Origin of the sequence: Pseudomonas sp. DNDY-54 (genome assembly GCF_019880365.1) — a bacterium.
In the GTDB taxonomy this organism is placed as follows: Bacteria; Pseudomonadota; Gammaproteobacteria; order Pseudomonadales; family Pseudomonadaceae; genus Stutzerimonas; species Stutzerimonas stutzeri_P.
On record NZ_CP082271.1, the window covers coordinates 2274522 to 2299908 of the forward strand.

Below are 25387 nucleotides of genomic sequence, written 5' to 3' on the forward strand. Positions count from 1 at the left end.
AAACACCAATACTAGCTAAACGCCACTCATTCTCTGCCAACTGGACGGCGGCTGATCCGGATTTGTCTTTTTGACTTCTTTCGCCTTCGTTGAAAACGCAACCGTGCTGCTCGCGCTTTGCTGGCTGCTCTCGTTTACTGCCCGTCGCTGGGGCCAGAGCCATCAGCTCTGGGCGAAAGGCCTGGCAGGGGTCTGGTTCGGCGGTGCCTGCATTGTCGGCATGCTGATGCCAATTTCCGTACAGTTCGGAATCATATTTGATGCGCGTACCGTCGTGCTCAGCATGGCTGCGCTGTTCGGCGGCCCGTTGGTTGCCGGCATCGCCGGGCTGCTGGCGGGAAGTTACCGCGCATGGCTCGGCGGGCTGGGCGTTTGGGTCGGTCTGCTCAACATTGTGTTGCCTATCGCGTTAGGCCTTGGCTATTGGTATTTACATCGGCGCGGCCGGCTCGGAATCGGGTTTAGGCAACTGCTGATCTTTGGCCTGCTGCTTCATGCGTGTGTGGTTGCCTCACTGATGCTGTTGCCAGAGCCTTTCGTGGCGCCGACCCTCAACGAGGTTGCGCTACCGATGTTGCTGGTTCTCCCCACCACGGTCGTACTGCTCGGCCTGTTGCTGGCCGACATGCTTAATCGCGCCCAGATACAGCGGGCGATGCACCTCAGCGAAGCGCGCCTGCGGGCCATTACTCAGGCCATTCCCGACCTGCTGCTGGTACTCGATGAAGACGGCCGTTATCTGGAGGTCATAGCTAATGACGCCGCCCTGCTGCACGGGACGGATAAAGCGCTGTTAGGCAAATCCATCGACGACGTGCTCCCAGCGCCACAAGCGCGTCGCTTTCACGAGCTGATTCAGAGCACCTTGGCCAGCGAAATACCCGGCGTCCTGGAATATTCCGTACAGACCGCGACCGGGCTCAAGGTGTTCGAAGTGCGGGCCCAACGCCTTGCGTTGGCGCAGCCGTACAAACCCGCGGTGCTGTGCTTGTGCCGTGACATCAGTGACCGCGCCAATGCCGAGCAAGAGCTCCGGATCGCGTCAATCGCATTCGAGTCACAGCAGGGCATGATCATCACCAGCGCCGACAACCGCATATTGCGTGTGAACCAGGCATTCAGCGACATCAGCGGCTACAGCGCCGAGGAAGCCATCGGCCAGGACACGCGCTTGCTCGCCTCTGGCCGTCATTCATCCGACTTTTATGCCGCCATGTGGCGCAGCATCGAGCAGACAGGTGCCTGGCAAGGGGAAATCTGGAACCGCCGCAAGAGTGGCGAGGTGTACCCCGAGTGGCTGTCGATCAGCACGGTGCTTGATGCCAAGGGCAAGGTTTCGAACTTCGTAGCGGCTTTCACCGACATCACCGAGCGCAAAGCGGCGGAAGAGCGAATCCACCATCTGGCGTTTTACGATCCGTTGAGCGGCCTGCCCAACCGCCGATTGCTGCTTGACCGTCTCAAGCAGGCCTTGACGGCGACAGAACGCAGTCAACGCTATGGCGCGTTGATGTTCATCGACCTCGACAACTTCAAGAACGTCAACGACCTGCATGGGCACCAAGCGGGGGATCAGCTGCTCTGCAGGGTGGCTGAGCGATTGAATCGAGAGGTACGCGGTGTCGACACGGTGGCCCGCCTTGGCGGCGACGAGTTCGTCGTGATGCTTGAGGACTTGGATTTCAAACCCGAATACGCGGCTGCGCAGGCCAAGCGAATCGGCGAGAAGATCCTTTCGGCGCTCAGTGAACCGTATCGACTGGGCGCCCTGACTTTGCACAGTAGCGCCAGCATTGGCGTCGTCTTGCTCAACGCCTGCGACGCGGATGCCGAAGAACTGATGAAGCGCGCCGACATGTCGATGTACGAAGCCAAGCAAGCCGGCCGCAACGCACTGCGCTTTTTCGACCCTCGCATGCAACAGGCCGTACAGGATCGCCTGTGCCTGGAAGACGAGATTCGACAGGGCCTGAAGTCAGGTGAGTTCGTGCTCCATTTCCAACCTCAGATGCATCAGCACCGAGGCCTTGTGGGTGCTGAAGTATTGGTGCGCTGGCAGCATCCGCAGCGCGGCCTGCTAACACCCTTTCATTTCATCGGGCCGGCTGAGCGGGCGGGTCTGATCGAGACCCTGGATTTCGTCGTGCTCACGGAGGCTTGTGAACAGCTCGCCACCTGGTCACGGCAGCCACGCTGGGCCAGTCTGACGCTGGCGGTCAACCTCAGCGCAAATCTGCTGTATCAAGCTGACTTCGTACCGCGTCTGCTGGCGTTGCTGGAACACACCGGCGCGGACCCGCACTTGCTCAAGCTGGAAATCACCGAATCACTGTTGCTCGACGATATGGAAGAGGCCGTCATTCGCATGACAACGCTCAAGCAGCACGGCATTCGGTTTTCCATCGACGATTTCGGTACCGGCTATTCATCCATGGCATACCTGCAGCAGCTGCCGCTCGATCAGCTGAAGATCGACCAGTCGTTTGTCCGTCAGTTGGCCGAGGACAGCAGCAGCCAGACCATCGTGCGGGCCACTTGCGCGCTGGCAGCGGGTCTCAATCTGGAGGTCATCGCCGAGGGCGTGGAAACGGAGGCCCAACGTGCCTTGTTGATCGCCAACGGCTGCGAGATGTTCCAGGGTTATCTCTTCAGCCAACCCGTTCCGTTGGTCGCCTTCGAAGCGCTGAAATCGCACGTAGAGGCCTGAGCACAGCGGGCCAGCGCACCGGCCGCGACGCGCAGATGCTCTGAATTACAACGCCTGCGGTGCCCGGCGGCACAGGGTTACCAGCGCCTGAACCCAGCTATCGTGTGTATTCATGCAGGGAATCAGCTGCAATTCCTCGCCACCTGCAGCGACAAATTGCTCGCGCCCTCGGTCGCCGATCTCCTCCAGCGTTTCGATGCAATCCGCCACGAACGCCGGGCACATCACCAACAATTTTTTCACGCCCTGTGCGGCCAGTTCTTCCAGATGCGCTTCGGTATAGGGTTCGATCCATTTAGCTCGTCCCAACCGCGACTGAAAGGACACTGACCACTGCCCGGCAGCCAATCCGGCACGCTCGGCAAACGCAGCGGCGCTCTGCAAGCACTGAGCGCGATAGCAGCTGGCGAGTACCGCGCCCTCGGCTCGCTGGCAGCAATCTGTTGTCTTCAGGCAATGCGAACCTGTGGGATCGGTTTTATGCAAATGACGTTCAGGTAGGCCGTGAAAGCTCAGTAGCAAATGGTCGAACGCTTGCGCCAGATGCGGCCTCACGCTGTCGACCAAGGCGTCGAGATATTCCGGCTGGTCGTAGAACGGCTGCAGGATCGACAGAGTTAGATCGAGGCGTTTTTCACGGATGACGCGACGCGCTTCCGTTATTGCGGTGGTGGTGGTGCTGTCGGCGAACTGGGGGTACAACGGGGCAAAAGTCACCTGCTTGATGCCCTGCGTGGCCAATTTGACCAGCGATCGCTCGATAGACGGTTCGCCATAGCGCATCGCCAGCTCGACCGGACCCTCCGTCCAGTAAGGTCGCACCGCATCGGTAAGGCGCTGGCTGAGCACAACCAGTGGCGAGCCTTCTGGCCACCAGATAGACGCATACGCGTGGGCTGACTGCTCGGGACGTTTGATCAGAATCATCGAGACCAGTAGTCGCCGAAGCGGCCAAGGCAGGTCGACCACGTAAGGATCCATCAGAAACTGGTTGAGATAGCGGCGAACATCGGCCACCTCGGTAGAAGCGGGTGACCCCAGGTTAACCAACAACAACGCCTGCTCAGTCATGCGAATTCCTGACTACTGATTGAAGAATCACGTCCACCGCGCATCGGGTGGCGCGCTATTTTTGCATACGCGCTATGTCTGGCGCAGATCTGCCAGTGCCGCATCCAACTCGACGAAACGGAAGCGAAAGCCCTCCTCCTCCAGCCGTGACGGAACCGCCTTTTGTCCACCGAGAATCAAGCCGGACAGCTCCCCAAGGCCCGCCTTCAGAACAAGTCCGGGAACCGGTAATACCGCCGGCTTGCCCACACTGCGACCCAGCGCCTTGGCAAAATCCGCGTTACGCTCCGGTTGCGGTGCGCAGGCATTGTAGGGGCCCTGCGAGTCTGGCTGCCGCAACAGAAAATCTATCAAGCCGATTTCGTCATCTAGGTGAATCCAGGGCATCCATTGCCGGCCATTGCCTTGCCGCCCACCCAAGCCCAAACGAAACAGCGGAAGCAGGCGCTGCAGAAATCCACCGTGCCGTGCCAGCACCAGTCCGGTGCGTACCAGCACAACCCGGATCCCGAGACGCTCTGCACGCAAGGCGCTTTCCTCCCAGGCATTGCAGAGCTGCGCGGCAAAATCGTTGGTGACCGGGGCATCGCCTTCGCGAAGTTCGCGCTCGCCGCCATCGCCGTACCAGCCCACCGCCGACCCCGAAATCAGCACTGACGGTTTCTGCTCGCGCTTCGACAGCCACTCGACCAGGGCCTCGGTTAGCTTTATTCGGCTGTTCCAGAGGAGCAGTCGCCGTGAACGGGTCCAGGGGCGATCAGCAATCGGTGCACCGGCCAGGTTGATGACTGCATCGAGCGGCACCTGATCAAGCTCTTGCAACTGACTAATGCCCGTAACCTGCTCGCCACAGTGCTCAGGCACATGCTCAGCGGAGCGGCTCCAGACCCAGAGGCGATGCCCCTCAGCCACCCAACGGCTGCACAGGGCCTTTCCGATCAGGCCAGTCCCTCCGGTTAGCAAAATATTCATGGACGACCCTCGTGTGTTCGACGGGTGAACCGGTCCGTACGGAAAAACCAGATCGGGTAAGTCGCTGAGAATAGCCCTATACGTCGCAGCAACGTTTGTACAGCTTTCATCAGCAACACCATCGCGCTCACACGAATCACCAGGTACGTGTAGGGGCTAGTCGCCGCTGACCCGCACGTCGTCAATGCCTAGCCTTTGATCTGCCTATAGGGCCGCCGGGAAATAATTGTACAAGACTAATTGACTTGTACAAGAAGAAACCTAAGATAGCCATAAAGTTGTACAGCACATCACTTTTGTACAACGGCACTGAGGCCACGCTAATGACTGACTCTTTACGCCCTACCATCAAGATCGGCATCAGCTCGTGTCTGCTCGGCAATCCGGTGCGCTTTAACGGCGGACACAAAGCGTCGCGGTTATGCAGCGAAACGCTGGCGCATCATTTCGAGTTCGTGCCGGTATGCCCGGAGGTTGCAATCGGCCTGGGCACGCCACGCGAGCCGATACGGTTGGTTGGTGACCCCGATAGCCCTCGTGCCGTTGGGACGAAGCATCCCGAGCTCGACGTTACCGAAGCCCTAACCGCCTACGGCAAGCGAATTGCCGCCGGGCTCACCGACGTGAGCGGCTACATCCTCATGCAGAAATCCCCGTCGTGCGGCATGGAGCGGGTAAAGGTCTACCAGGCCAACGGTCATCCCGTTGAAGGCGGCGGTTCGGGTCTCTTCGCCCACGCCCTGATGCAGGCGCGGCCGGACCTGCCAATCGAGGAGGACGGCAGGCTCAACGACCCGGTACTGCGTGAGAACTTTCTGACGCGAATCTTCGCCTATGCCGAGTGGCAGCGCCTGCTGGAGGCAGGCCTGACGCGCAAGCGCCTGGTGGAGTTTCATTCGCGCTACAAGTACCAGCTGATGGCGACCGACCCGCTGCAATACAAGGCGCTGGGACAACGCGTGGCGACGGTGGGCAACACGCCGCTCGAGGCGTTTGCGCCCGCCTATTTCAGCCAGCTGATGTCTGCCCTGAAAACAACCGCGTCGCGTGGCACCCACAGCAACGTGCTGCAGCACCTGAGCGGCTACCTCAAGCGCGATCTCGAACGTGAAGACAAGCAGGAGCTGCAACGGCTGATCGCCCAATACCGTGAAGGAATCGTGCCCCTTGTGGTGCCGCTGACGCTGCTAAAGCACCACTTCCGGCGGCATCCGGATCGCTACATCGCCAACCAGGCCTATATGCAGCCGCACCCCGAAAACCTCAGCTTGCGTAATGGAATCTGATCATGCCCCGTTTCTCTGATGCCAGCCTCGATGAAGATCTCGCAGACGGCTGGGTTCCAATCCGCGAAGTGGCCCGTCTGACGGGCGTCAACCCGGTCACGCTGCGAGCGTGGGAGCGCCGCTATGGTTTGATCGTGCCCAGGCGCACGCCGAAAGGTCATCGGCTGTATGACCAAGGTCATGTGCAACGCATCCAGGGCATCGTCAACTGGCTCAACCGAGGCGTTGCGGTAAGCCAAGTCAAACCGCTGCTGGACGGCAGACAGGCCGTAATCCTGGGTGAACACAATCAATGGAGCGGGCTGCAGGAGGAGATGATGCTTGCGGTCGCTCAGCTGTCTGAACGCCGCCTCGATGAAAGCTTCAACCGAGCCTTGGCGATCTATCCGCCTCGCACGCTTTGCGAGCATTTGCTTATGCCGCTCATGCTGGGTCTCGAACAGCGCTGGGTCGACGGGTTTGGTGCCGAACTCGAGCGCGGCCTCTTCAATTCCTGGCTACGCACCAAGGTCGGTATGCGCCTCTACCACAACAACCGTCAGCAAAACGGTGCGCCGCTGTTGCTGATCAGCCTGAGCGAACAGCACTTCGAGCCTGGTCTCTGGCTCTGTGCCTGGCTCGTCTCAAACACGGGCTGCCCCGTGGAAATAATCGAGTGGCCCGTTGCCCTGACAGAACTGCCCCTGAGCCTTGAACTACTGGCACCGCGCGGACTATTGCTATACGCGAGCCAATCGCTGGATGCCGGCTACCTCAGGCGCCAGTTGCCTCGACTGGTTCCCCACGCCGCATTACCCGTGCTGCTGGCTGGCCCAGCCGCCAGCATTCATCAGCTCGAGCTTCAGGATCTCCCTGATCTGACGCTGGCGAACGACCCTCTTAGCGCGGTTGAAGCTTTGCAAGCCAACCAGCTGATCGGCTGAAAGGAATCCGAGATGAACCAACTTTTCTGGCTACGCAGCGACCTGCGTGTGGCCGACAACACGGCGCTCGCCGCTGCGATGAACGCCGGACCGACGATTGCCCTGTACCTCATCACCCCGACGCAATGGCTGGCCCATGACGATGCCGCATGCAAAATCGATTTTCGCCTGCGCAACCTGCGGGCGCTTTCGGCTCGCCTCGCCGCGCTGAACGTACCCATGCTGATCCGCTGTGTGGCCGATTGGCAGGCGGTGCCTGCGCAGATCCTAGGGATCTGTCACGAGCATCACGTTGACGGTGTGCATATCAACGACGAATACGGGGTAAACGAACAGCGCCGGGATGACGCAACCGCAGAAGCGCTGCAGCGGAACGGGAAGACACTGCATCGCCATTTGGACCAACTGCTTTTTGCACCCGGCAGCGTGAAGACACTGGCAGGCGAATGCTTCAAGGTTTTCAGCCAGTTCCGCAAGGTCTGCTACGCGCGGCTGAGCTATTCATTGCCGCATTGTTTGCCCGTCCCGGCAGCGCAAGCGCCTATGTGTATTGCAAGCGATCCGGTTCCGAATACGGTGGATGGCTTCGCCCTGCCTGACGATGCGTTGCAGGCGTACTGGCCGGCCGGCGAGGATGCTGCGCTAACCCGCTTGGGAGCGTTTGCGCAGCAAGCATTGGCTGATTACCAGCTGAGTCGCGATTTTCCCGCCGAGCCAGGGACCAGCCAGATATCGCCCTACCTCGCTGCAGGCGTCGTCTCGCCGCGTCAGTGCCTGCACGCGGCGCTGGCTGAAAATCAGGGGGAGCTCGACAGCGGCAATCCGGGGGCGGTTACCTGGATCAACGAACTGCTATGGCGCGAATTCTACAAACACATCCTGGTCAGCTATCCGCGCGTGTCGATGGGCCGTGCCTTTCGAACCGAGACGGACGCCTTGCCCTGGCGCCACGCGCCCGACGAGCTGATCGCCTGGCAGCAAGGCCGTACCGGCTTTCCCATCATTGACGCTGCCATGCGCCAGCTTCTATCGACCGGCTGGATGCACAACCGCCTGCGCATGGTGACTGCCATGTTTCTGAGCAAGAACCTGCTGATCGACTGGCGCGAAGGTGAGCGCTGGTTCATGCAGCATCTGATTGACGGCGATCTTGCGGCAAACAATGGCGGATGGCAGTGGAGCGCTTCAACCGGAACCGATTCGGTGCCCTATTTCCGGTTGTTCAACCCACTTAGCCAGTCGACACGGTTCGACCCGGACGGGCGCTTTCTACGCCATTGGCTGCCGGAACTGGGCCATCTGAACGGACGGGAAATCCATAACCCCGCAAAGCAAAACGGACTGTTTGCCTCCATTGACTACCCGCCACCCGTTGTTGATCTGCCTATGAGCCGCGCGCGGGCGCTCACAGCCTTTCGGCAGCTGGGAGAGACGCTGTGAGCGGGCTGTGATCCGGGTATTTCACTGCGAGGGTGATTTGAGAACTGGGAACGCCAGCCGCGGCGTGGTCAGCGAATCGACCATAGCTCCTCCGCTCCTGTGCCGATCAACGGTATGCGTCACGCTTCTGAATCTGCCGATAACACGATGCGCATCCTGGCGCCAAAATGAGATGGGTCATGACTAACAAAACCGTCACGTTGCACGATCACTACCGCAAAGCCGATCGGATCATGCTCGGCGTCTTGTGGCTTCTGGCCCTGTATGCGTTCGGTTTGGCCGGACTCACGGGCAACTGGGCGCAGGCCCTGATTATCGGCGGCGGCACGGCGCTCGCCATGACGGCACTGCACGCGCTGCTCGCGGGCGAACGCCTGATGCGCTGTCTGATTGGCGCTGCCTTCATGGTCATGTCTGCGCTGCACATCAACTTGCAACACGGGATGCTGGAGATGCACTTCGGCATCTTCACCCTGCTCGCCTTTCTGGTGTTCTATCGCGACTGGCTTCCGATCGTCGTCGCGGCAGCCACCATCGCGGTCCACCACCTGGGGTTCTTTGCGCTGCAACAGCAAGACGCCGGGGTGTACCTCATGCCAGACGGTGACTGGGGCCAGGTTCTGCTGCATGCGTTATACGTCGTGGTTGAAAGTGCAATCCTCGTCTACCTCGCGGTGCGCGCCGCAACCGAAGCCCGCGAAGGCGAAGCCCTGTTGAGCGCAGCGGCCGACATCACCCGCGATCCTGAGAGGATTGACCTGCGTCAGCGCAGCTTGTCCGGTGGCGCCATCGCGCAGCGCTTCAACCACTTCCTCGAACAGCTCGCCGAACTCGTCGGTGCGGTAATCCAGGACACACGCGGCCTGGAGAGTACCGCCGGTAACCTTCACACAGCGACCCGGCATATGCGCGACGGCGCTGACCGACAGCTCGAAGAGACGGCATACATGGTCAATGCGATGCAGCAGATGTCGACCGCCATCGAAGAAGTCGCCAGCCACGCTGACCAAGCCGCACAGGCTGCGCAGTCGGCCAACATCAAAGCCGAACAGGGACGTGTTGCGGTATCGACCAGCCTCGAGGAAATCAGCCGACTCGCCCATCGCATTGACGGTACTGACGAGGTGATGCAGGACCTGGCGATGCAATCCGAACAAATCGGCCGGGTAATGGAGGTGATCCGAAGCATCGCCGACCAGACCAACCTGCTCGCCCTCAATGCTGCAATCGAAGCGGCCCGAGCCGGCGACCAAGGTCGAGGCTTCGCCGTCGTCGCCGATGAAGTGCGCAACCTGGCGCGCAAGACAGCCGCCTCCACCAGTGAAATCCAGGAGATCATCAGCCGGCTGCAACAAGGCAGCCGCAAGGCCGCCGAATCCATGCAGGAAAGCCGGGACAGCGTCACCAGCTGCGTTGCGGACAGCCAGCAGACCGCAGCGCTGCTCGCGTCCGTCGCTGGAGAGATCAACGCAATCAGCCAGATGAACGAGCTGATTGCCGCGGCGACACATCAACAGACTGCCGTGTCGGCTGATGTCGCGCGTCACCTGCAAAGTGTTCAGACCATCGCCGACCAGAACGCAGCGGACGCAAATCGCCTCGATCAAGACAGCAGCAGCCTCAGCGCGTTGGCCTCACGACTGGGGGCACTCAGTGGTCGCTTTGCGCTGAGCTAAGCCAACACGGGACGAAGCATCAAAGGGAATGGTCAAGCCGCACCCTCGTCGCTCGAGACGGTGCGGGGCTCGCTGCGCTAGCCCGACTCAATAAGCTGCTCGGTTGTTTTGCCGACTTGGAATCGGCGCGGTCCGGTGCTTTCATTCTGCGTTCAGGTGATAGCCCAAGGAGCCGCGACAATGATTCCAGATGCGTTGATCAATGCCGTGCGCGACGCGCGCCATATTGTGATCTTCACCGGCGCGGGCGTGTCGGCCGAAAGCGGGATACCGACTTTTCGCGACCCGCTGACCGGCCTCTGGGAGCGCTTCGACGCAGCCTCATTGGCGACGCCGGAAGCCTTCCGCGCCGACCCAGCGCTGGTATGGGGCTGGTATGAATGGCGAAGAATGAAAGTCCTGCAAGCCGAGCCCAATCCGGCGCACCGTGCCATCGTCGAATTGGCCCGCCACGTACCGCATCTCACGCTCGTGACACAGAACGTTGACGACTTGCATGAGCGCGCCGGCAGCACCGATGTTCTCCATCTTCACGGCAGCTTGCATCAACCGCGCTGTTTCACGTGCGGTAAACCACCTGAAGAGCCGTTAGGCACACCCGACGAGCCTGAGGGCGGTCGCCGGCTTCAACCGCCGCAATGTGAGCGCTGCGGTGGGCACTTACGTCCCGGCGTGGTCTGGTTTGGCGAGAGTCTTCCTGCCTATCAGCTGGACGCTGCGTTTGCAGCGGCGAAAGACTGTGACGTGCTGATATCGATAGGCACTTCAGGCTTTGTCTACCCGGCGGCGGAAGTACCGAACCTCGCCTGGCAAGCCGGCGCGGTCGTTGCGCACGTCAACCCCCTCGCGAATATCAGCCGTGGCGAACGGGAGTATGCGCTGGCCGGCGCGGCGGGTGAAACCCTGCCAATGCTCATCGAGCGGGCATTCGGACGCACCGGAAGTTGACGCTGCAAGCATTGACCGAGCGTTGTCAGGTCAGCGGTGTAACCACCGCCGTCTGATACCCCGGCCGGCGTTGCAGCTGTTCATACCAGCGCCGCAGGTGAGGCAAGTCCGGCCGTTCGATTGGCATTTCAAACCAGGCATAGGCATAGCAGCCCAGCGGAATGTCGCCCATGCCCAAGGATTCGCCGGAGAGATACGGTTGTGTCGCCAGCGCCTGGTCAGGAATAGCGAGCAGCTTCCCGCACGCATCCAATGACGCCTGCACAGAGGCCATGTCACGCTGTTCCGGCGCGGTGCGGACGATATTCCAGAAGACCGGTCGGAAGGGTGCGGCGAGTGTCGCCGTAACCCAATCCATCCACTTGTCCGCCTGCGCACGCTGGGCAGGATGGGATTCCCATAGCGAGCCCTGACCATATTGTGCCGCCAGGTACCGCACGATGGCGTTGGACTCCCACAGAACCAGCTCGCCATCCTCAAGACACGGCACCAACTTGTTGGGGTTCTTGGCGATGTAGTGCGTCTCGTCGACTACGCCGAACGCCCCACCCGCATCGACCCGTGTGTAGGGGATCTGCAGTTCTTCCAGACACCAGAGCGCTTTCTTAACGTTGGTCGAGTTCGTGCGTCCCCAGAGTTTCAGCATGGCGATTGCGCTCCTGTCCGGTCGTGTTGAGGGTATGGCCTCAACCCTAGCTGGAAAGTGTGACGGGCCGCCAGCCGCTACTCGCCTATCGAGCCTTCCCTTTATCCGCCAGCACCCGCGTCGCACCCTGGGCTTTCTGCGTGTACCAGAATACACGGCTGACACCACGCGTGATCGCGACATAAGCGAGCCTCAGACTTTCGTCAGCCATGGCCTGGTCATAACTGTTACGAAAGAAACCGCAATAGGCGTACAGCGCATTGCGCAACGGGTGGCGTTCCGGGGGCAGGCAGTCATCGACGATGAATACCACCTCAGCCTGCAGCCCTTTCGCACGGTGGATGGTGTAGGTCTTGACCGGTAATTTGCGGTCCAACTGCGCCTCGATCGCGCGCAGGGGTTCGTTACGCCGGCTCAGCACCAGCACGGCGTTTCGATCGGCGTTCGGGCGATTGGAGACGTGTTCGCACTGAGCGTGAATCTCCTTGATTAGTTGAGGCAGGCGCGCGCTCACATCGAAGCGGGTTACCAGCTTCGCCCCATGATCTCCCGGCTGTGCCGCCTTTGCGGCTTTGCTGGTTTTGGCTTGCTTGAACGTCACCCCAGCCAACACCGACTCTCCGTCCCGGATGATGGGCTCGATCGACCGGTAATTGGTTTCCAGCATCAACACCCTGCTTTTCTTCGAGGCCCCGCGGCCAGGGAAATACTTGTCGAAATCCATGAACAGCTCCGGAGAACTGCCGCGCCAACCATAGATCGACTGCCAATCATCACCGATGGCCATCAGACTGACCGCCTCACCCTGGCGTACCAATGCGCTGTGCACGGCCTGAAGCCATTGAACAATTTGCGGTGAAATGTCCTGGAATTCGTCGATCAGCAGATGACTGAAAGGTGCCAACGCGTTGGACGACGCGTCGCGACCGGAGGCAGTCAATCGCTGCGTCAGCGTTTGAAACGCGCCATTGAAGGTAATCAGACCTTGACTCTCAAGCAGCGCCTGGAAGCGTCTCCAGAACAATATCAACGCCTCGACGAAGGAGCGCTCCCGCGCCGAGCACTCCATCCGTGCAGGCTCAATCTGCTCGATCCGGATGCCGATGCTCTCGATGAAGCCCGCTTGCGCATAGAACGCTTCGTACAGCGGCATCGGCGTGAATTCGCCGGCCAGCTTGAAACCGTCCAATGGTGCTTTGGCGGTGCGTTTACCGCCCGACTCGTCTGGTTGTGGCAACTGCAACAAGGTATGCACCTGCGCGCGAAACGCCTCGTTTTCGCCATAGCAGCTCTGGTACGCCTGCTTAAGCAGGCGTTGCTGCGCAGGTCGCAAGCGCGAGGACGTGAGCGGATTATCCAGTTCGGTAGGCGATGCGCCCTTCTCATCCAACTGCTCGAACCACACCGGCTTGCCCAGTACCTCCTTGGCCAGCGACGCCATTGCCGAATGGAAGGTCCGCACGCAGTGTCGCGCAGTGGCGGGATCGAAATCGACATTCCAGAACCCCAGCACACGAACCAACTGCTCGCGTAGTTGCGCGCAGGACGCGTTTGTAAATGAGATCACCGTCAGTCGTTCTGGCGCGATGCTCATGTGGCACAGCATGAATACGACGCGGAGCACCAGCGTGGTGGATTTGCCCGAGCCCGCACCAGCAAAGATCCTCGTCACTGGACTGTCGCTCAGGATCATCGCCCACTGTTCGTCTGACGGCGCGCAGATCACACCAGCCTCGACAGCCCGGCCAACACGCAGGCGCATCGCCTGAGTCTGCGAGTCATCGACCGTCAGCTTTCCTGGGCCGTAGAGACCTTCGCTGGAGTCTTTTCGGGTTTTAGCGCGAGACTTGGGCGGCGTGTTAACGGCATGCGATGGCGTGGGTGTTCGACTCGCTTTGGCTGGTACCCGGCCGGGCTGCTTCTTCGAACGTGTGGCGATCTGCTTGACGCTTTGCTTGGCTTTGGCGCTCGGCCATCGCCGCAGGACCAGGTCCTCTTCGGACTTCACGTAGGCGGACGTACGTGGAAAGCAACGCGCCAGCGCTCCGGACAGCAGGCGTTTGTAGCGTTTGACGGCGGACAACATCGGAAACCAACCAGAGCATCAACAGGTGCTTGATATGGTAAGGGTTTTTCCCGGCCGGCTGGTGGTTAACGCGAGGAATGGTGCCAGCCGCACATACCAACTGGTTCGTCTATCCGCACTCTATTGGCAGTGCCAGCATGTGAATTTTGTGTGTCATTCGCACCGCAGCAACCCGCTACGTTCGTCAGCTGCACGGCACCTCAACGTTTCAACATGCACTAAACAGAACAGTCAATTAATGCAGCGTCTGGGTCTGAAGCAGCGCGCTGCCCAGACAGGTCGCTATGTACAGAATCGGTTTCGCCTGCATGTACCGTCACCCCGGCCACAGCGAATCGCTGAAGGAACTGGAAGCGATCGAGCGCGCGTTCAATCCGCGATCGACCACGCTGCGCTGGTTGAACAGCGTGTCCCAGGACGTGGCAAGGGAGAAACTGAACGGCATCATCGAGCACAATCTGGCCGCTCAGCTGCGCTTGCTTGAATACGTTGGAACCCTGCCGAAGCCGTTGCGTATGCTGCGGTTGAGCAGCGATCTGCTGCCGTTCTACAGCCACCCGGAAGCGCTCGACTTCTACAGCCAGGCGGACGTCCGCCACGCAATGGAAACGGGCTTCTCGAGGATTGGCGATTGCGCCAGGTCGCTCGACATTCGTCTCTCGTTGCATCCGGGACAGTACTGCGTGCTGGGTTCGGACAAGCCCAATGTGGTGGAGAACAGCCTGGCGGAGTTCGAATACCACGCCGATATGATCCGCATGATGGGCTTCGGCCAGCGGTTTCAGGACTTCAAATGCAACGTCCACATCGCCGGGCGGCTTGGCGTCGAAGGCATCCGCACGGTCTGGCCGCGGCTATCCAGCGAAGCGTGCAACTGCATTACGTTCGAGAACGACGAAAAGACGTATGGCGTCGATGATTGTCTGCAGCTGGCGGACCTGGCGCCTGTGGTCCTCGATATCCACCACTGTTGGATCAATGAGAACGACTACATAGATCCACAGGATGCTCGTGTGGAGAAAATCATCGGCAGCTGGCGCGGCGTGCGGCCAGCCATGCACTACTCGCAGCCCCCGGAGAGCCTGATGCAGCTGGGATTTGCCGCCGATACCAAGCTCGAAATGCCCGCCTTGCTCGAAAAGGTCAGCAAGCGCGACCTGTACAGCCACAGCAAGCGGATGTGGAATCACTGGACCAATCTCTACGCACGCGAATTTCTCGACCGCTTCGACATCATGTTCGAGGCCAAAGACAAGAACCTCGCAGCCCTGGACTACTACCGGGATTACCTCGAGAGCGAGGGCACAGGACTGGCACCCAGTGACCGGAGTGGGCAGCCGCTTCGAAAATGCAATCAAGCAGAGCTGACGCGCGAGAACACTAACCCGTTGAAATGACCAATGCAGTCAAAACTGGCATGGCGGGGCGGCGGAGAAAGTGATTTGGCTTCTGGCTTTTGACGCAGCGGGTGTACCGCCCACCTACGCGAGTCCTTAGCTGATCGCGTTGGGGGAGGCAGACGAAAAACTGGATGGACGCGCGGTCGGGTTACCCCGTCTCACCGGGCAGTCGATGAACAAGGTGGATGAACAGGCGTCTCCAATACTAGGCGGCCCGCTGGACTGAATCTCCTGAACCCTGCGCAAGCCCCGTGACGGTTTGCGCAGGCGAACAACGGTTAAGAATTCCTTACCTGAATTGCCTGTTCATGCCGCTTGGCCAGCACGTCCGCTGCCACAAGTGCCAGCAGCGGTAGCACGCCGACCTTAAGCGCAAGGTCCCAGGACCCAAAGAACCCGATAAGCACCGCGCCCACAACCACGATTATCGCTATGCAGTGCGCACAGAAGCGCCACAATTCGAGTGCAACGACCTGAGCATTCTGGTTGTTGATCATACTGAGCCCCTCTTTGTTGTTGTAGTAAGCCTTTGTATAACTTGAGCGTAGCTACCCTGCGCTCTTCTGCAAACACATTTTTGTTTCAACAATATGTCTAGCACGCGGGTTACAGCGATATTTCACAATAGTTCTGTTCAACTGAAACAGATCATGAGTGGAGCTCAGCGAGTGGTATCACGCCGTAGCGCTTACAACCCGCTTGAAGATCGAGCATCTCGCCAGTCCAAATTAACCGGCCAGAATGTCGTCCAGCGCACGCTCCAGGATATCCACGGTGCGCTGGACGTTTTGGAGCTTCTCCAGGCCGAACAGGCCGATTCGAAAGGTTTGGAAGTCGGCCGGCTCATCGCACTGCAAGGGTACGCCCGCCGCGATTTGCAAACCTTGGGCAGCGAATTTGCTGCCGTTCTTGATTCCGCCATCGGTGGTGTAACACACCACCACACCGGGCGCTTCGAAGCCTTCAGCCGCAACACTTTTGAAGCCTTTATCGGCGAGCAGCGCCCGCACACGCCGACCCAACGCCAATTGCTGCGTACGCAAGGTTTCAAAACCATATGCTTGGGTTTCCATCATGACGTCCCGAAAAAGCGACAGTGCGTCGCTCGGCATCGTCGCGTGATAGGCGTGCCCGCCCTGCTCATAGGCCTGCATGACCTGAAGCCATTTCTTCAGATCACACGCGAAGCTGCTGCTCTGCGTCGCTTCGACGCGTTTCAGCGCCGCCTCGCTGAGCATCACCAGTGCGCAGCACGGCGATGCACTCCAACCTTTTTGCGGTGCACTAATCAGAACGTCGACGCCGCTTGCTTGCATATCGACCCAAAGCGCACCAGAGGCGATGCAGTCCAGGACAAATAAGCCACCAACGGCATGCACGGCCTCCGCGACGCCACGCAGGTAGTCATCTGGCAGGACCATGCCGGACGAGGTTTCTACATGGGCCGCGAACACCAGGCCCGGCTTTTGCGCAGCAATGGTTGCGATGACTTCGTCGAGGGGCGGCGGTACGAATCCCGCCTGTGAGTCGTGGCTATGCGGTCGCGCCTTCAGCACGGTGGAGTGCGCCGGGATCCTGCCCATTTCAAAAATCTGGCTCCAGCGATAGCTGAACCAGCCGTTACGGATCACCAGGCAATTCTGATCCTGCGCCAACTGGCGTGCCACCGCTTCCATACCGTACGTGCCGCTGCCCGGCACCACGACGACCGCATCGGCGTTGTAGACAGATCTGAGGGTAGTGGATATCTCGTTCATCACCGTCTGAAACGACCGGGACATGTGGTTCAACGACCGATCGGTATACACAACCGAATACTCGATCAGCCCGTCGGGATCGACGCGGGGATAAAGGTCCGACATGGAATGGCTCCGCAACTGAAGACCTGTCTCGACCCTGCCCGAAGCGAGAGGGCTTTACAAGCACGCCACTGCGATCCCGTTTTGCCAGACTTCGTATTCAGTGCCCAACCGCGACGAGAGATATCAAACGGCACGCCCGCACGCCGCGAAATAAAGCGCCGAATACCTTTTTTTTAATTAGTTCAATTCGCCGACTACCGTTTGTCGGAATAATTGCACGCGCAACTTAGTGACCGACTTAACGGCTAATTCAAAAAAATGACGCCATCATTGCCGCAAACCCCGTGGCACCTAGGTTTCACGCCGTTACGTTGGAACCACCCATTGGCTATTTAATATCAAAATAGTAGCAGCATCACGCAGTGACAATTTACTGGCGACAATAACCAGCCGACTATAGTTCACTACATTGAAGAAACAAATTATAAATATATAACCGAAACGGTAGAGCGCCTGGCTATTGCCGTTTTGCCTAGTGGTTTGTTCTGTTGGTGGGATCCGTCTGCTTTGCAGCTCCGCTTATTGATCAACCTCCCCATGCCGCTTCATCGACACGCGCTGAATCGCGACTCGATGTCCCTACACGGTGAGCCAAATGTCCGTCACAGCCTTTCCCAGCGCCGTTAAGTCTCTTCTGTCTGCAATCGTCTTAAGTGCATTACTGGCCCCTCTTCCGGCCGTTGGCGATGCGCATGCAGCAACCACAAGCAGTTCAAGCGTCGCGGGGATTTCCTACTCGGCGTTGATCAACAAATTCACCAACAGCTCTTGGCTGAATGGTTCTTGGCGCGCATCCGCAGGCGTCTCGGTCGCCGCCACTCCACAGAACCTTGCGGCGTTCCGCCCAGGAACATCCGTGCGAACTGTCGATGGCCAGATCCGTTTTGTCACCTCAGTCAAACCCGCGAGTGGCGCGCTCACCGTATTCATGAGCGGGCCGGTACTGGACGGCGGTGTCATCGGCTACCCGAATCGCCTCTCCGTAAGCAGTATCCCCAGCACGACGCCGGTGGTTACCGTGCCGGACACCCAGCCCGTCGCAGCGCCTACTTACGCTGCCCTGATTAATAAGTTCACCAACAGCTACTGGCAGAACGGTTCTTGGCGGGCGTCCGCAGGGGTCTCCGTCGCGGCTACCGCGCAGAACCTAGCTACCTTCGTTGCGGGCGCATCGGTACGTACAGCCGATGGCCAGGTACGCACCATCACCTCGGTGAAGCCCGCCAGCGGAGCTCTGACGGTTTTCATGAATGGCCCGGTGCTTGATGGCAACGATATCGGCTACCCAAACAAACTCCGCCTGGTTGCGGCGCCAGCTAGTTTGCCGGTAGCCCCATCGAGCCCGATTGCTGACGTAACGCTGCCCACGCAGCCGGTGCAGCTGGTCGGAGTTGCGCTCTCGGGCGCTGCATTCGGTCCGTCGGTTCTGCCAGGCAAGCACGGCACCAACTACATTTTTCCTGCCGAGTCGTACTACCAAAAATACGCTGAGATGGGCATGAAGCTGGTTCGCCTGCCCTTTCTCTGGGAACGCATCCAACCGCAGCTGGATACAGAACTGGACGCAGCGTATCTGGCGTTGCTCAAGCAGTCGCTCGATTTTGCGCAGAAGCATGGCGTAAAGGTCGTGCTCGACATGCACAACTACTACCGCTACTACAAACAACCGATCGGCTCGGAGACCGTACCCATTCAATCGTTTGCCAACACCTGGAAACGCATCGCACAAAAAATTGGCAACCACCCGGCGCTCAGTGGCTACGGCCTGATGAACGAGCCAAACACCAAAGGGCTCTGGCCGGAGGCGGCACTGGCTGCAGCTAAAGAGATCCGCAAAGTGGATCGAGCCAACTGGATTTACGTTGCCGGGGATCGATTCTCCAGCGCTTGGCATTGGCCGCAGTCGAACACACAGCTCATCGCGGATCCCTGGATGCGTGATCCGAAAAACAACCTGATCTTCGAGGCGCACATGTACCTCGATCGCGATACGTCGGGGCTATATAAAGACAAGACTGAAACCTTCGCACCTGACCTGGGCATCAACCGCGCCAAACCCTTCGTGGAATGGCTGAGAGCGAACGAGCTGCGTGGCTTCATTGGCGAAATGGGCGTTCCGGCCTACGCGCCGGATGCGATCGTTGCGATGGACAATCTGCTCGGTTACCTACGCGAGAACTGTGTACCGCTTACCTATTGGGCTGCCGGTCCATGGTGGGGCAACTATATTCTTGCCCTGGACGTATCGGGAGGCGCACCACAGCCCCAGCTACCGGTTCTGAAGAAGCACGCCGCTACCCCGAACACCTGCACCGCTATTGGCGAACCGCTGTAGCGTCATCTCCATCCCGCTCGACTGAAAGGCCTGCCACCTCGCACGTGACAGGCCTTTTTTCATCTACGCGCTAACCAGCCCGTCGCCTTGTCCATTCTGTGCTGTTGGATTCAAGCGGAACCAATCAGCCATCGGCGGGACGAAATCCTTGTGCCTGAATTCAGGTTCCGAACGGGCGACATGACGTCGTGCCGAAAACGTTCGAGGAACGGGAATGACGGAAGGAATCTTGTTAGCGGCTACCGGCCTGCTGTTTGTGCTGACGTTTTTACCACTTTGGAAAAATCCCGCCTGGTGGGTGCGGGGGTGGGATTTCCCGCGGTTACAGCTCTGTGTATTGGCCTTCGCGCTGCTGCTGGCCCAAGCCTTGCTGCTGTCTTATTCCGAACCGCTGCAGATCCTTATATCCGGCGTCGCGCTCGTCTGCCTCGCCTATCAGGCCTGGTGGATCATCCCGTACACATGGCTATGGCGTCCCGAAGTGAAATCCGCCGACACGAGCCGCGACCGGCCTCGCATTCGCGTCATGGCCGCCAACGTCCTGACACCGAACCGCGGTGCAAACAAGCTGATCGCATTGGTGCGCGAGCACCGACCCGACGTCCTCGTCACGCTCGAATCCGATGATTGGTGGGAAACCCAGCTCAACGCGCTGAGCGAGGACTATCCTCACAGCATCCGCTGCCCACTGGATAACCTCTATGGAATGCATGTCTGGTCGAGGCTCCCGCTGGAGAATTCGGAAACCTGTTTTCTCGTGGAAGACGACGTACCCTCGATGCATGCACGGGTCCGGCTGAACACACAGGTCGCGATCCGCATGCACTTTCTTCATCCGGCCCCACCAAGCCCCACGGAGAATGATGAATCCACCGAGCGCGATGTCGAGTTGCTGCTCGTGGCGAAAAGCGTAAAGGACGACGAGCCTGACACGCCTATCATCGTCACGGGTGACCTCAATGATGTCGCGTGGTCCGCCAACACGCGACTGTTTCGCAAGATCAGCGGGCTGCTTGATCCTCGGGTTGGACGCTGCATGGTCAACAGTTTCCATGCGCAGCATTGGTTTCTACGATGGCCACTGGACCATCTGTTTCACAGCCACCATTTTCAGTTGGTTAGCATTCAACGATTGCCGTCGTTTGGCTCCGACCATTTTCCCGTGCTGGTTGAGCTGCAATATGACCCCGCGTCCGAGCAACAGAGCCTGCAAGGTGACGCCGAAGACGAGCGGGAGGCCGACGAGAAAATCAGCGAGAAGGACGTCAGCGAAACCGACGTGCCTGAGCCAGAGAAGCGTTGATGTGGGGCTTCTAGCGACCCTAGACCGCGAGAGGATGTGTAATCACACGCAGCCCCGGTGATGCATCGCAAATGCCACCATAGCCCTTTGTTCGCTACGTTAGACGCGCTGCGCCCGTGAGCAAAATCCACATAGCGTAACGATCCACAGCGCCGCGCGCCCTCTTAGAGACCGCCGCCGCTTGATGGCAGATAAAGCCACCTCCTCACCGTGAAATTTAGGAGTCTCAAATAAACCCTGCTATCGCTGGGACTTCTTGAGCCCCGTGGCGCTTTAGGCGCAGTCAGCGCAGGCTGATCTCATCGCGCCTATTAATACGAACGATTTGTATTTGATGTTGGTTCTCGATTGGCTTAGCATGCTGCCGCCTGTCAACCGAGCCCACCACCATGAATGCTGCCGTACCGACGAGGATCGCCGTACACCTTGCGATGCTGATCAACATGCTGTCGCTGGGCAGCTTGATGATGGTCATGCCGCTTGGGCCCGATCTGGTTCACGACCTTGGCATGGAGCCAAGCCATGTCGGTTACATCAGCGGCGGCGCGACTCTAGCAGCAGCATTGAGCGCCGTTGTGAGTGCACCCTGGCTTGATCGTTTTGCCCGTAAGCCCGCACTCGTCGTGCTGCTTGTCCTGCGTTTCGCGCTTTTGCTCAGTTGCGCGTTGGCGACCGAACCACAACAGCTGATTGCATTTTTCGTCCTCTCCGGGCTCGTCGCCGGTCCGATGGGTGCGATCCTGATGGCAACCATGCTCGACCTGATTCCACCCGCCGAGCGCGGTCGACAGCTTGCCTACGTTGGCATGGGCTTTTCACTTGCCGCCATTCTGATCATTCCACTGGCTCTTGAATGTTCGATGCGCTGGGACTGGACCAGCCCGTTTCTCCTGCTTGGCGGGGCCGGCCTGGCGCTCGCGCTGCTATGTCAGCTTTATCTTCCGGCGCCAGAGCCAGTTGCCCGTCCAAAGGCTTCGCTCAAGGCGTTGCTTGCATCGCGGCTTTGTCTTGTCGCGCTAGCCATCACGTCACTGCAGATGTTCGGGCACTTCCTGCTGGTGCCGCACTTCGCGACGTACTTCCAGTTCAACCTTGATTTCCCCCGTGAACAGCTCGGAATGCTGTACCTGGCCGGCGGCCTTGCAAGCCTTGCGGCCATGCGCATGGGCGGTGCGTGGATCGATCGTGGCGGCGCCATGACCGTCGTACTGGCCAGCAGTGGTGGTCTCACTCTGGTCACCCTCCTCGGGTTTGCCGCGCCTGTCGGGATATCGCTCTACATCATCTTCACCTTGTTCATGGCGCTGAGCGCAGTGCGCAGCAACAGCACCATGACCATTGCGGCTGGCGTGCCGCCTGCTCATCAACGCGCCGCATTCATGGCCTTCCAGGGCACGGTTTCAAACGTCGCCGCGGGGCTTGGCAGCCTCGTTTCAGCGCAATACCTGATGGGTGGCGCGCAGAACGAGCTGCTTGGTTTCGAGCGCTTGGCTGCCTTCTATGCAGCCGCCGGCATCGTAGCGGGCGCCGGTGTGCTGTATCTGATCCGTGCCATCAGGCAGCGCGATGTCAGCCAGACGCTTGCAGCAGAACAACAGGCGGGATGAACCCGCCGGGAAAACGTGATGAGTCGATTCCAAATAACGAGCAGCAACGGAGCATGCTATGAAAATCGCAACCAGTCGGGGCATCAGCCGCCCTCGTCACCTTTCCTTGACCGTCCTGGCCAGCCTTTTACCTTTCGCCGCACTGGCGGACGAGCCTGTAGCACTTGAACAACAAGTCATCACGGCCACCCAGACAGCCCATAGCGAACTCAGCGCACCGGCCAGCGTGTCCGTGGTGACCCGTGAAGAACTTGAGAAACGTCCGGTCTATAACCTCGCCGATGCTGTGAAGTATCTCCCCGGCGTCCATCTGAACCCGTCTTCGGCCTACGGCCGTCAGGAGATCAAGCTCCGCGGCATGGATTCGGATTACACCCTTTTGCTGGTTAACGGACGGCGCATTAATTCACGCGATGTCCTGACATCCGAATACGCCAACGATTTCGATCTGTCATCCATTCCAATAGCGGCAATCGAGCGTATCGAGGTAATACGCGGGCCGATGTCGTCGCTGTATGGCGCTGATGCTATCGGCGGCGTGGTCAACGTTATCCTTCGCCAACCAAGCAACCAGACTAGAGCTGGGGTGGCCTACGTCTACGAGACGCCGACCGAGGGCGAAGCGGGCGATAGCCACAAGGCCAGCGGCTATATCAGCGGTGCACTGATAGAGGACAAGTTGTTGGGCAATTTAATCCTCGAAGGTACAGATCAGGCCGCTTGGCGCTCCGACCAGACCGTCTCGCCTGATGCAGACGCCTCAGAACACAGCCAGGCGGGCAGCGCCTACGGCTCGCTGAGTTGGCTGCTTAACGAGCGTCAGACGCTCGACCTAGACGTAACCCATCGCCAGGATGATCGCGTGGCGAATTGGTACCCCGGCCTGCGATACGGCGTGGTGCAGAACGATCAAGAGATGGAACGCACTAGCCTTGGCCTAGCTCACACCGGTCGGTGGGATGGCTTCGATAGTCGTGTGCGTTATTACTACGAAGACGTCGAGCTGGCCGATGGATCAGCGCTCATGACTCGTTTCAATGGTGGCGTTGTCGGGCAGGCCGAACAGCAGAATCACACCTTTGACGGTCAACTCAGTGGTTCCGTTGCTGGACAGCTGCTCACCTTTGGGGCCGAGCGTCGGCGCACCGACTTCAAACACAACCAGAACCTTGGAACCGAGACCAACATCGACCAGTACGCGCTCTACCTGCAGGATGAATTTTCTGTGGGCGAGCTGGACGTAACCTTGGGAGCTCGCTGGGACCACCACGAAGCCTTCGGCAGCGAATTAAGCCCGCGTGCCTACGGCGTCTACAACCTCACCGACAACTGGGTAATCAAGGGAGGTGTCGGTCAGTCATTCAAGGCACCGGCGATCTACCAGTCCGACGAAACCTATAGCGTCGCGGCCTGCCAGGGGGGCTGCCGTGTCCGGGGCAACGCTCAACTCAAACCAGAGACGGCACTTAGTTATGAACTGGGTACGCTGTACCAGAACGGTCAGGTCGAGGCTGGCGTTACGCTGTTCCAGACCGAGATCGATGACATGATCGTCAGCGACCGGTGGGCCCCTGGCTATTTCCCAGCGGTGATGACCTATAACAACATTAGCAAGGCACGGATCAGCGGTTATGAATTACAGGGCCGCTATGCCTTGGATGATGCACTCGGTATCCGTGTTAATTACACGTATTCGGACGCCGAGGATCGCGAGGCCGAGACTCAGCTGAATAATGTTCCTCAGCATGTCGCCAATATCGGCGTCGACTGGCGAGCATTGCCTGCAGTGGCGTTGAACCTCGACTACCAGTACGTCGGTAGCCAGTGGCTGCCCACACCTGCGAGCGGAGCACAGGAAAGCGGAGCCTTTCATGTCGTCAATCTCAGCGGCCGCTACCAAGCCTCGCCCCAGCTAGCGCTGAATGCCGGCCTCAATAACCTGACCAACGAAAAACGCGACGATGTCGCTCAATCGGTCGACAACATTCTCATGGGTCGCACATTGTTCGTCGGCTTCAGCTACGACATCTGATTCACCACGACACCCCGGCAGCCGCGCTGCCGGGCCTTTGGAGTTCTCTGCTTTCGATGATCCGAACCGAATCCTTCCCTGCCTTCCAGCAAGCGGTACTGCTGGGAGGCGGCGGTCTTTTACTGGGCTTTTTGGTGCTGTCGATGAGTACCGGCGCCGGCGTATACGGTGCAGCCGAGGTGTTTCGCTATCTGACCGGTGATCCTGCGGCGGTGGCGGATGAAAAACTCGCCATGGTGGTCGATACGCTGCGTCTGCCGCGAACCCTGGCCGCATTGGTGGTGGGTGCAAGCCTCGCAGTTGCCGCATCGCTATTGCAAAGCGCCACCCGTAATCCGCTGGCAGAGCCCGGCTTGCTGGGGGTCAACGCTGGCGCCGTGCTCGGTCTGGTAATCGGATTGATCTTCTACAACGTGGAGTCGACCCGAGGCTATCTGCTGTGGTCCGGTAGCGGTGCCCTGCTGGGCAATGTGATCGTTCTGGGCATCGGGCTGATGCTGGGTCAGGCCAGTCCGCTCAAATTGATACTCGCCGGGGTCGCGCTTGCCGCAATCTTCGGCGGGCTCGCCAACTTCATGCTGCTGCGCACCCGCGTTGCGCTCGACCAGTTCCGTTACTGGAATCTCGGTTCACTGTCGGCTTCGAGGCTCGATGCCCTGGGGACCATCCTTCCGGTCGCACTGCTTGGCATCGTGCTGGCCGCCCTGCTCTGCCGGCAGCTGACGTTGATGCAGATGGGCGACAGCCAGGCCAGAGCGCTGGGCATTCACACCACCTGGGTGCGGGTTGGCGTATTGGTCGCTTCAACACTGCTCACCGCCTGCGCCATATCAATCGCTGGGCCGATAGGCTTTGTTGGCTTTCTAGCTGCTTATTGCGCGCGACTGATCGAACCCGTCGGGCTGCTCCGGCAACTGCTGTTTTCGACTCTGTTCGGCATGCTTTTCCTGCTTGCCGCGGATGTTCTCGCGCGATGGCTGCTGCAGCCCTATGAGTTACCCGTGGGTACGCTGCTGGCTGCAATCGGCGCTCCCGCCTTGATCACCATCGTGCTGTGCGGTGGTTTTCGTTCACTGCTGACCGTGAGGTAGAC

The 25387-nt window shown here is 59.5% G+C and carries 18 protein-coding genes; 12 read left to right on the plus strand and 6 right to left on the minus strand.

Going from position 1 to position 25387, the window contains the following annotated elements; all coding sequences use genetic code 11:
- Positions 1–70 precede the first annotated feature (70 nt).
- Complete coding sequence (locus tag K4O48_RS10570; protein ID WP_222908189.1) at positions 71–2707, plus strand: EAL domain-containing protein; 2637 nt, start codon at positions 71–73, stop codon at positions 2705–2707.
- Positions 2708–2752: 45 nt separating this feature from the next.
- On the opposite strand, the gene hemH is transcribed toward K4O48_RS10570, so the two are convergent.
- Together hemH and K4O48_RS10580 are read right to left on the minus strand one after the other, a co-directional pair.
- Entirely contained in the window at positions 2753–3778 is a 1026-nt protein-coding gene (gene hemH / locus K4O48_RS10575) for a ferrochelatase (protein ID WP_222908190.1), read from the minus strand.
- Positions 3779–3850: 72 nt separating this feature from the next.
- Positions 3851–4750: a TIGR01777 family oxidoreductase gene (locus tag K4O48_RS10580; protein WP_222908191.1), complete on the minus strand. Its 900-nt coding sequence runs from the start codon at positions 4748–4750 to the stop codon at positions 3851–3853.
- Between the two features lie 323 nt (positions 4751–5073).
- Between K4O48_RS10580 and K4O48_RS10585 the strand changes: the two genes are divergently transcribed.
- The 5 genes from K4O48_RS10585 to K4O48_RS10605 all read left to right on the plus strand — a co-directional run bounded on the left by K4O48_RS10585 (position 5074) and on the right by K4O48_RS10605 (position 11023).
- Positions 5074–6036: a YbgA family protein gene (locus tag K4O48_RS10585; protein ID WP_222908192.1), complete on the plus strand. Its 963-nt coding sequence runs from the start codon at positions 5074–5076 to the stop codon at positions 6034–6036.
- Between the two features lie 2 nt (positions 6037–6038).
- Positions 6039–6959, plus strand: coding sequence for a MerR family transcriptional regulator (locus K4O48_RS10590; RefSeq protein WP_222908193.1), 921 nt, complete (start codon positions 6039–6041; stop codon positions 6957–6959).
- Between the two features lie 12 nt (positions 6960–6971).
- Positions 6972–8399 carry a deoxyribodipyrimidine photo-lyase gene (gene phrB, locus K4O48_RS10595; RefSeq protein WP_222908194.1) on the plus strand — a complete coding sequence of 476 codons (1428 nt, stop codon included), beginning with the start codon at positions 6972–6974 and terminating at the stop codon, positions 8397–8399.
- Positions 8400–9367: 968 nt separating this feature from the next.
- Positions 9368–10075, plus strand: a complete 708-nt coding sequence (locus K4O48_RS20735; RefSeq protein WP_409518947.1) for a methyl-accepting chemotaxis protein — start codon at positions 9368–9370, stop codon at positions 10073–10075.
- A gap of 180 nt (positions 10076–10255) precedes the next feature.
- Entirely contained in the window at positions 10256–11023 is a 768-nt protein-coding gene (locus K4O48_RS10605; RefSeq protein WP_222908196.1) for an SIR2 family NAD-dependent protein deacylase, read from the plus strand.
- A 25-nt stretch (positions 11024–11048) separates the two neighbouring features.
- On the opposite strand, the gene K4O48_RS10610 is transcribed toward K4O48_RS10605, so the two are convergent.
- Entirely contained in the window at positions 11049–11669 is a 621-nt protein-coding gene (locus tag K4O48_RS10610) for a glutathione S-transferase (protein WP_222908197.1), read from the minus strand.
- A gap of 85 nt (positions 11670–11754) precedes the next feature.
- The gene (locus K4O48_RS10615) at positions 11755–13755 is read right to left on the minus strand and encodes a DEAD/DEAH box helicase (protein ID WP_222908198.1); all 2001 of its coding nucleotides are present in this window, start codon (positions 13753–13755) and stop codon (positions 11755–11757) included.
- A 284-nt stretch (positions 13756–14039) separates the two neighbouring features.
- Between K4O48_RS10615 and K4O48_RS10620 the strand changes: the two genes are divergently transcribed.
- Positions 14040–15152: a UV damage endonuclease UvsE gene (locus tag K4O48_RS10620; protein ID WP_222908199.1), complete on the plus strand. Its 1113-nt coding sequence runs from the start codon at positions 14040–14042 to the stop codon at positions 15150–15152.
- Between the two features lie 281 nt (positions 15153–15433).
- Here K4O48_RS10620 and K4O48_RS10625 read toward each other — a convergent pair whose 3' ends face one another.
- Positions 15434–15652 carry a hypothetical protein gene (locus K4O48_RS10625; protein ID WP_222908200.1) on the minus strand — a complete coding sequence of 73 codons (219 nt, stop codon included), beginning with the start codon at positions 15650–15652 and terminating at the stop codon, positions 15434–15436.
- Positions 15653–15883: 231 nt separating this feature from the next.
- The gene (locus K4O48_RS10630) at positions 15884–17017 is read right to left on the minus strand and encodes an aminotransferase class V-fold PLP-dependent enzyme (RefSeq protein WP_222908201.1); all 1134 of its coding nucleotides are present in this window, start codon (positions 17015–17017) and stop codon (positions 15884–15886) included.
- Positions 17018–17873: 856 nt separating this feature from the next.
- Here K4O48_RS10630 and K4O48_RS10635 point away from each other — a divergent pair.
- The 5 genes from K4O48_RS10635 (at position 17874) to K4O48_RS10655 (ending at position 25385) form a co-directional block, all read left to right on the plus strand.
- Complete coding sequence (locus K4O48_RS10635; protein ID WP_260523611.1) at positions 17874–19352, plus strand: glycoside hydrolase family 5 protein; 1479 nt, start codon at positions 17874–17876, stop codon at positions 19350–19352.
- A 214-nt stretch (positions 19353–19566) separates the two neighbouring features.
- Entirely contained in the window at positions 19567–20655 is a 1089-nt protein-coding gene (locus tag K4O48_RS10640) for an endonuclease/exonuclease/phosphatase family protein (RefSeq protein ID WP_222908202.1), read from the plus strand.
- Between the two features lie 389 nt (positions 20656–21044).
- Positions 21045–22262, plus strand: a complete 1218-nt coding sequence (locus K4O48_RS10645) for an MFS transporter (RefSeq protein ID WP_222908203.1) — start codon at positions 21045–21047, stop codon at positions 22260–22262.
- 58 nt (positions 22263–22320) lie between these two features.
- Entirely contained in the window at positions 22321–24294 is a 1974-nt protein-coding gene (locus K4O48_RS10650) for a TonB-dependent receptor domain-containing protein (RefSeq protein WP_222908204.1), read from the plus strand.
- A 56-nt stretch (positions 24295–24350) separates the two neighbouring features.
- Positions 24351–25385, plus strand: a complete 1035-nt coding sequence (locus K4O48_RS10655; RefSeq protein WP_222908205.1) for an iron ABC transporter permease — start codon at positions 24351–24353, stop codon at positions 25383–25385.
- Positions 25386–25387: the final 2 nt, after the last annotated feature.

What these genes read in the sequence shown, in the direction of transcription:
- K4O48_RS10640 (WP_222908202.1), top strand. Translation starts at nt 19,567, where the DNA reads ATGACGGAAGGAATCTTGTTAGCGGCTACCGGCCTGCTGTTTGTGCTG.
- K4O48_RS10615 (WP_222908198.1), bottom strand. Translation starts at nt 13,755, where the DNA reads ATGTTGTCCGCCGTCAAACGCTACAAACGCCTGCTGTCCGGAGCGCTG.
- K4O48_RS10610 (WP_222908197.1), bottom strand. Translation starts at nt 11,669, where the DNA reads ATGCTGAAACTCTGGGGACGCACGAACTCGACCAACGTTAAGAAAGCG.
- K4O48_RS20735 (WP_409518947.1), top strand. Translation starts at nt 9,368, where the DNA reads ATGTCGACCGCCATCGAAGAAGTCGCCAGCCACGCTGACCAAGCCGCA.
- K4O48_RS10630 (WP_222908201.1), bottom strand. Translation starts at nt 17,017, where the DNA reads ATGTCGGACCTTTATCCCCGCGTCGATCCCGACGGGCTGATCGAGTAT.
- K4O48_RS10650 (WP_222908204.1), top strand. Translation starts at nt 22,321, where the DNA reads ATGAAAATCGCAACCAGTCGGGGCATCAGCCGCCCTCGTCACCTTTCC.
- K4O48_RS10620 (WP_222908199.1), top strand. Translation starts at nt 14,040, where the DNA reads ATGTACAGAATCGGTTTCGCCTGCATGTACCGTCACCCCGGCCACAGC.
- K4O48_RS10605 (WP_222908196.1), top strand. Translation starts at nt 10,256, where the DNA reads ATGATTCCAGATGCGTTGATCAATGCCGTGCGCGACGCGCGCCATATT.
- K4O48_RS10625 (WP_222908200.1), bottom strand. Translation starts at nt 15,652, where the DNA reads ATGATCAACAACCAGAATGCTCAGGTCGTTGCACTCGAATTGTGGCGC.
- K4O48_RS10580 (WP_222908191.1), bottom strand. Translation starts at nt 4,750, where the DNA reads ATGAATATTTTGCTAACCGGAGGGACTGGCCTGATCGGAAAGGCCCTG.
- K4O48_RS10645 (WP_222908203.1), top strand. Translation starts at nt 21,045, where the DNA reads ATGAATGCTGCCGTACCGACGAGGATCGCCGTACACCTTGCGATGCTG.
- phrB (WP_222908194.1), top strand. Translation starts at nt 6,972, where the DNA reads ATGAACCAACTTTTCTGGCTACGCAGCGACCTGCGTGTGGCCGACAAC.
- K4O48_RS10585 (WP_222908192.1), top strand. Translation starts at nt 5,074, where the DNA reads ATGACTGACTCTTTACGCCCTACCATCAAGATCGGCATCAGCTCGTGT.
- K4O48_RS10590 (WP_222908193.1), top strand. Translation starts at nt 6,039, where the DNA reads ATGCCCCGTTTCTCTGATGCCAGCCTCGATGAAGATCTCGCAGACGGC.
- K4O48_RS10655 (WP_222908205.1), top strand. Translation starts at nt 24,351, where the DNA reads ATGATCCGAACCGAATCCTTCCCTGCCTTCCAGCAAGCGGTACTGCTG.
- hemH (WP_222908190.1), bottom strand. Translation starts at nt 3,778, where the DNA reads ATGACTGAGCAGGCGTTGTTGTTGGTTAACCTGGGGTCACCCGCTTCT.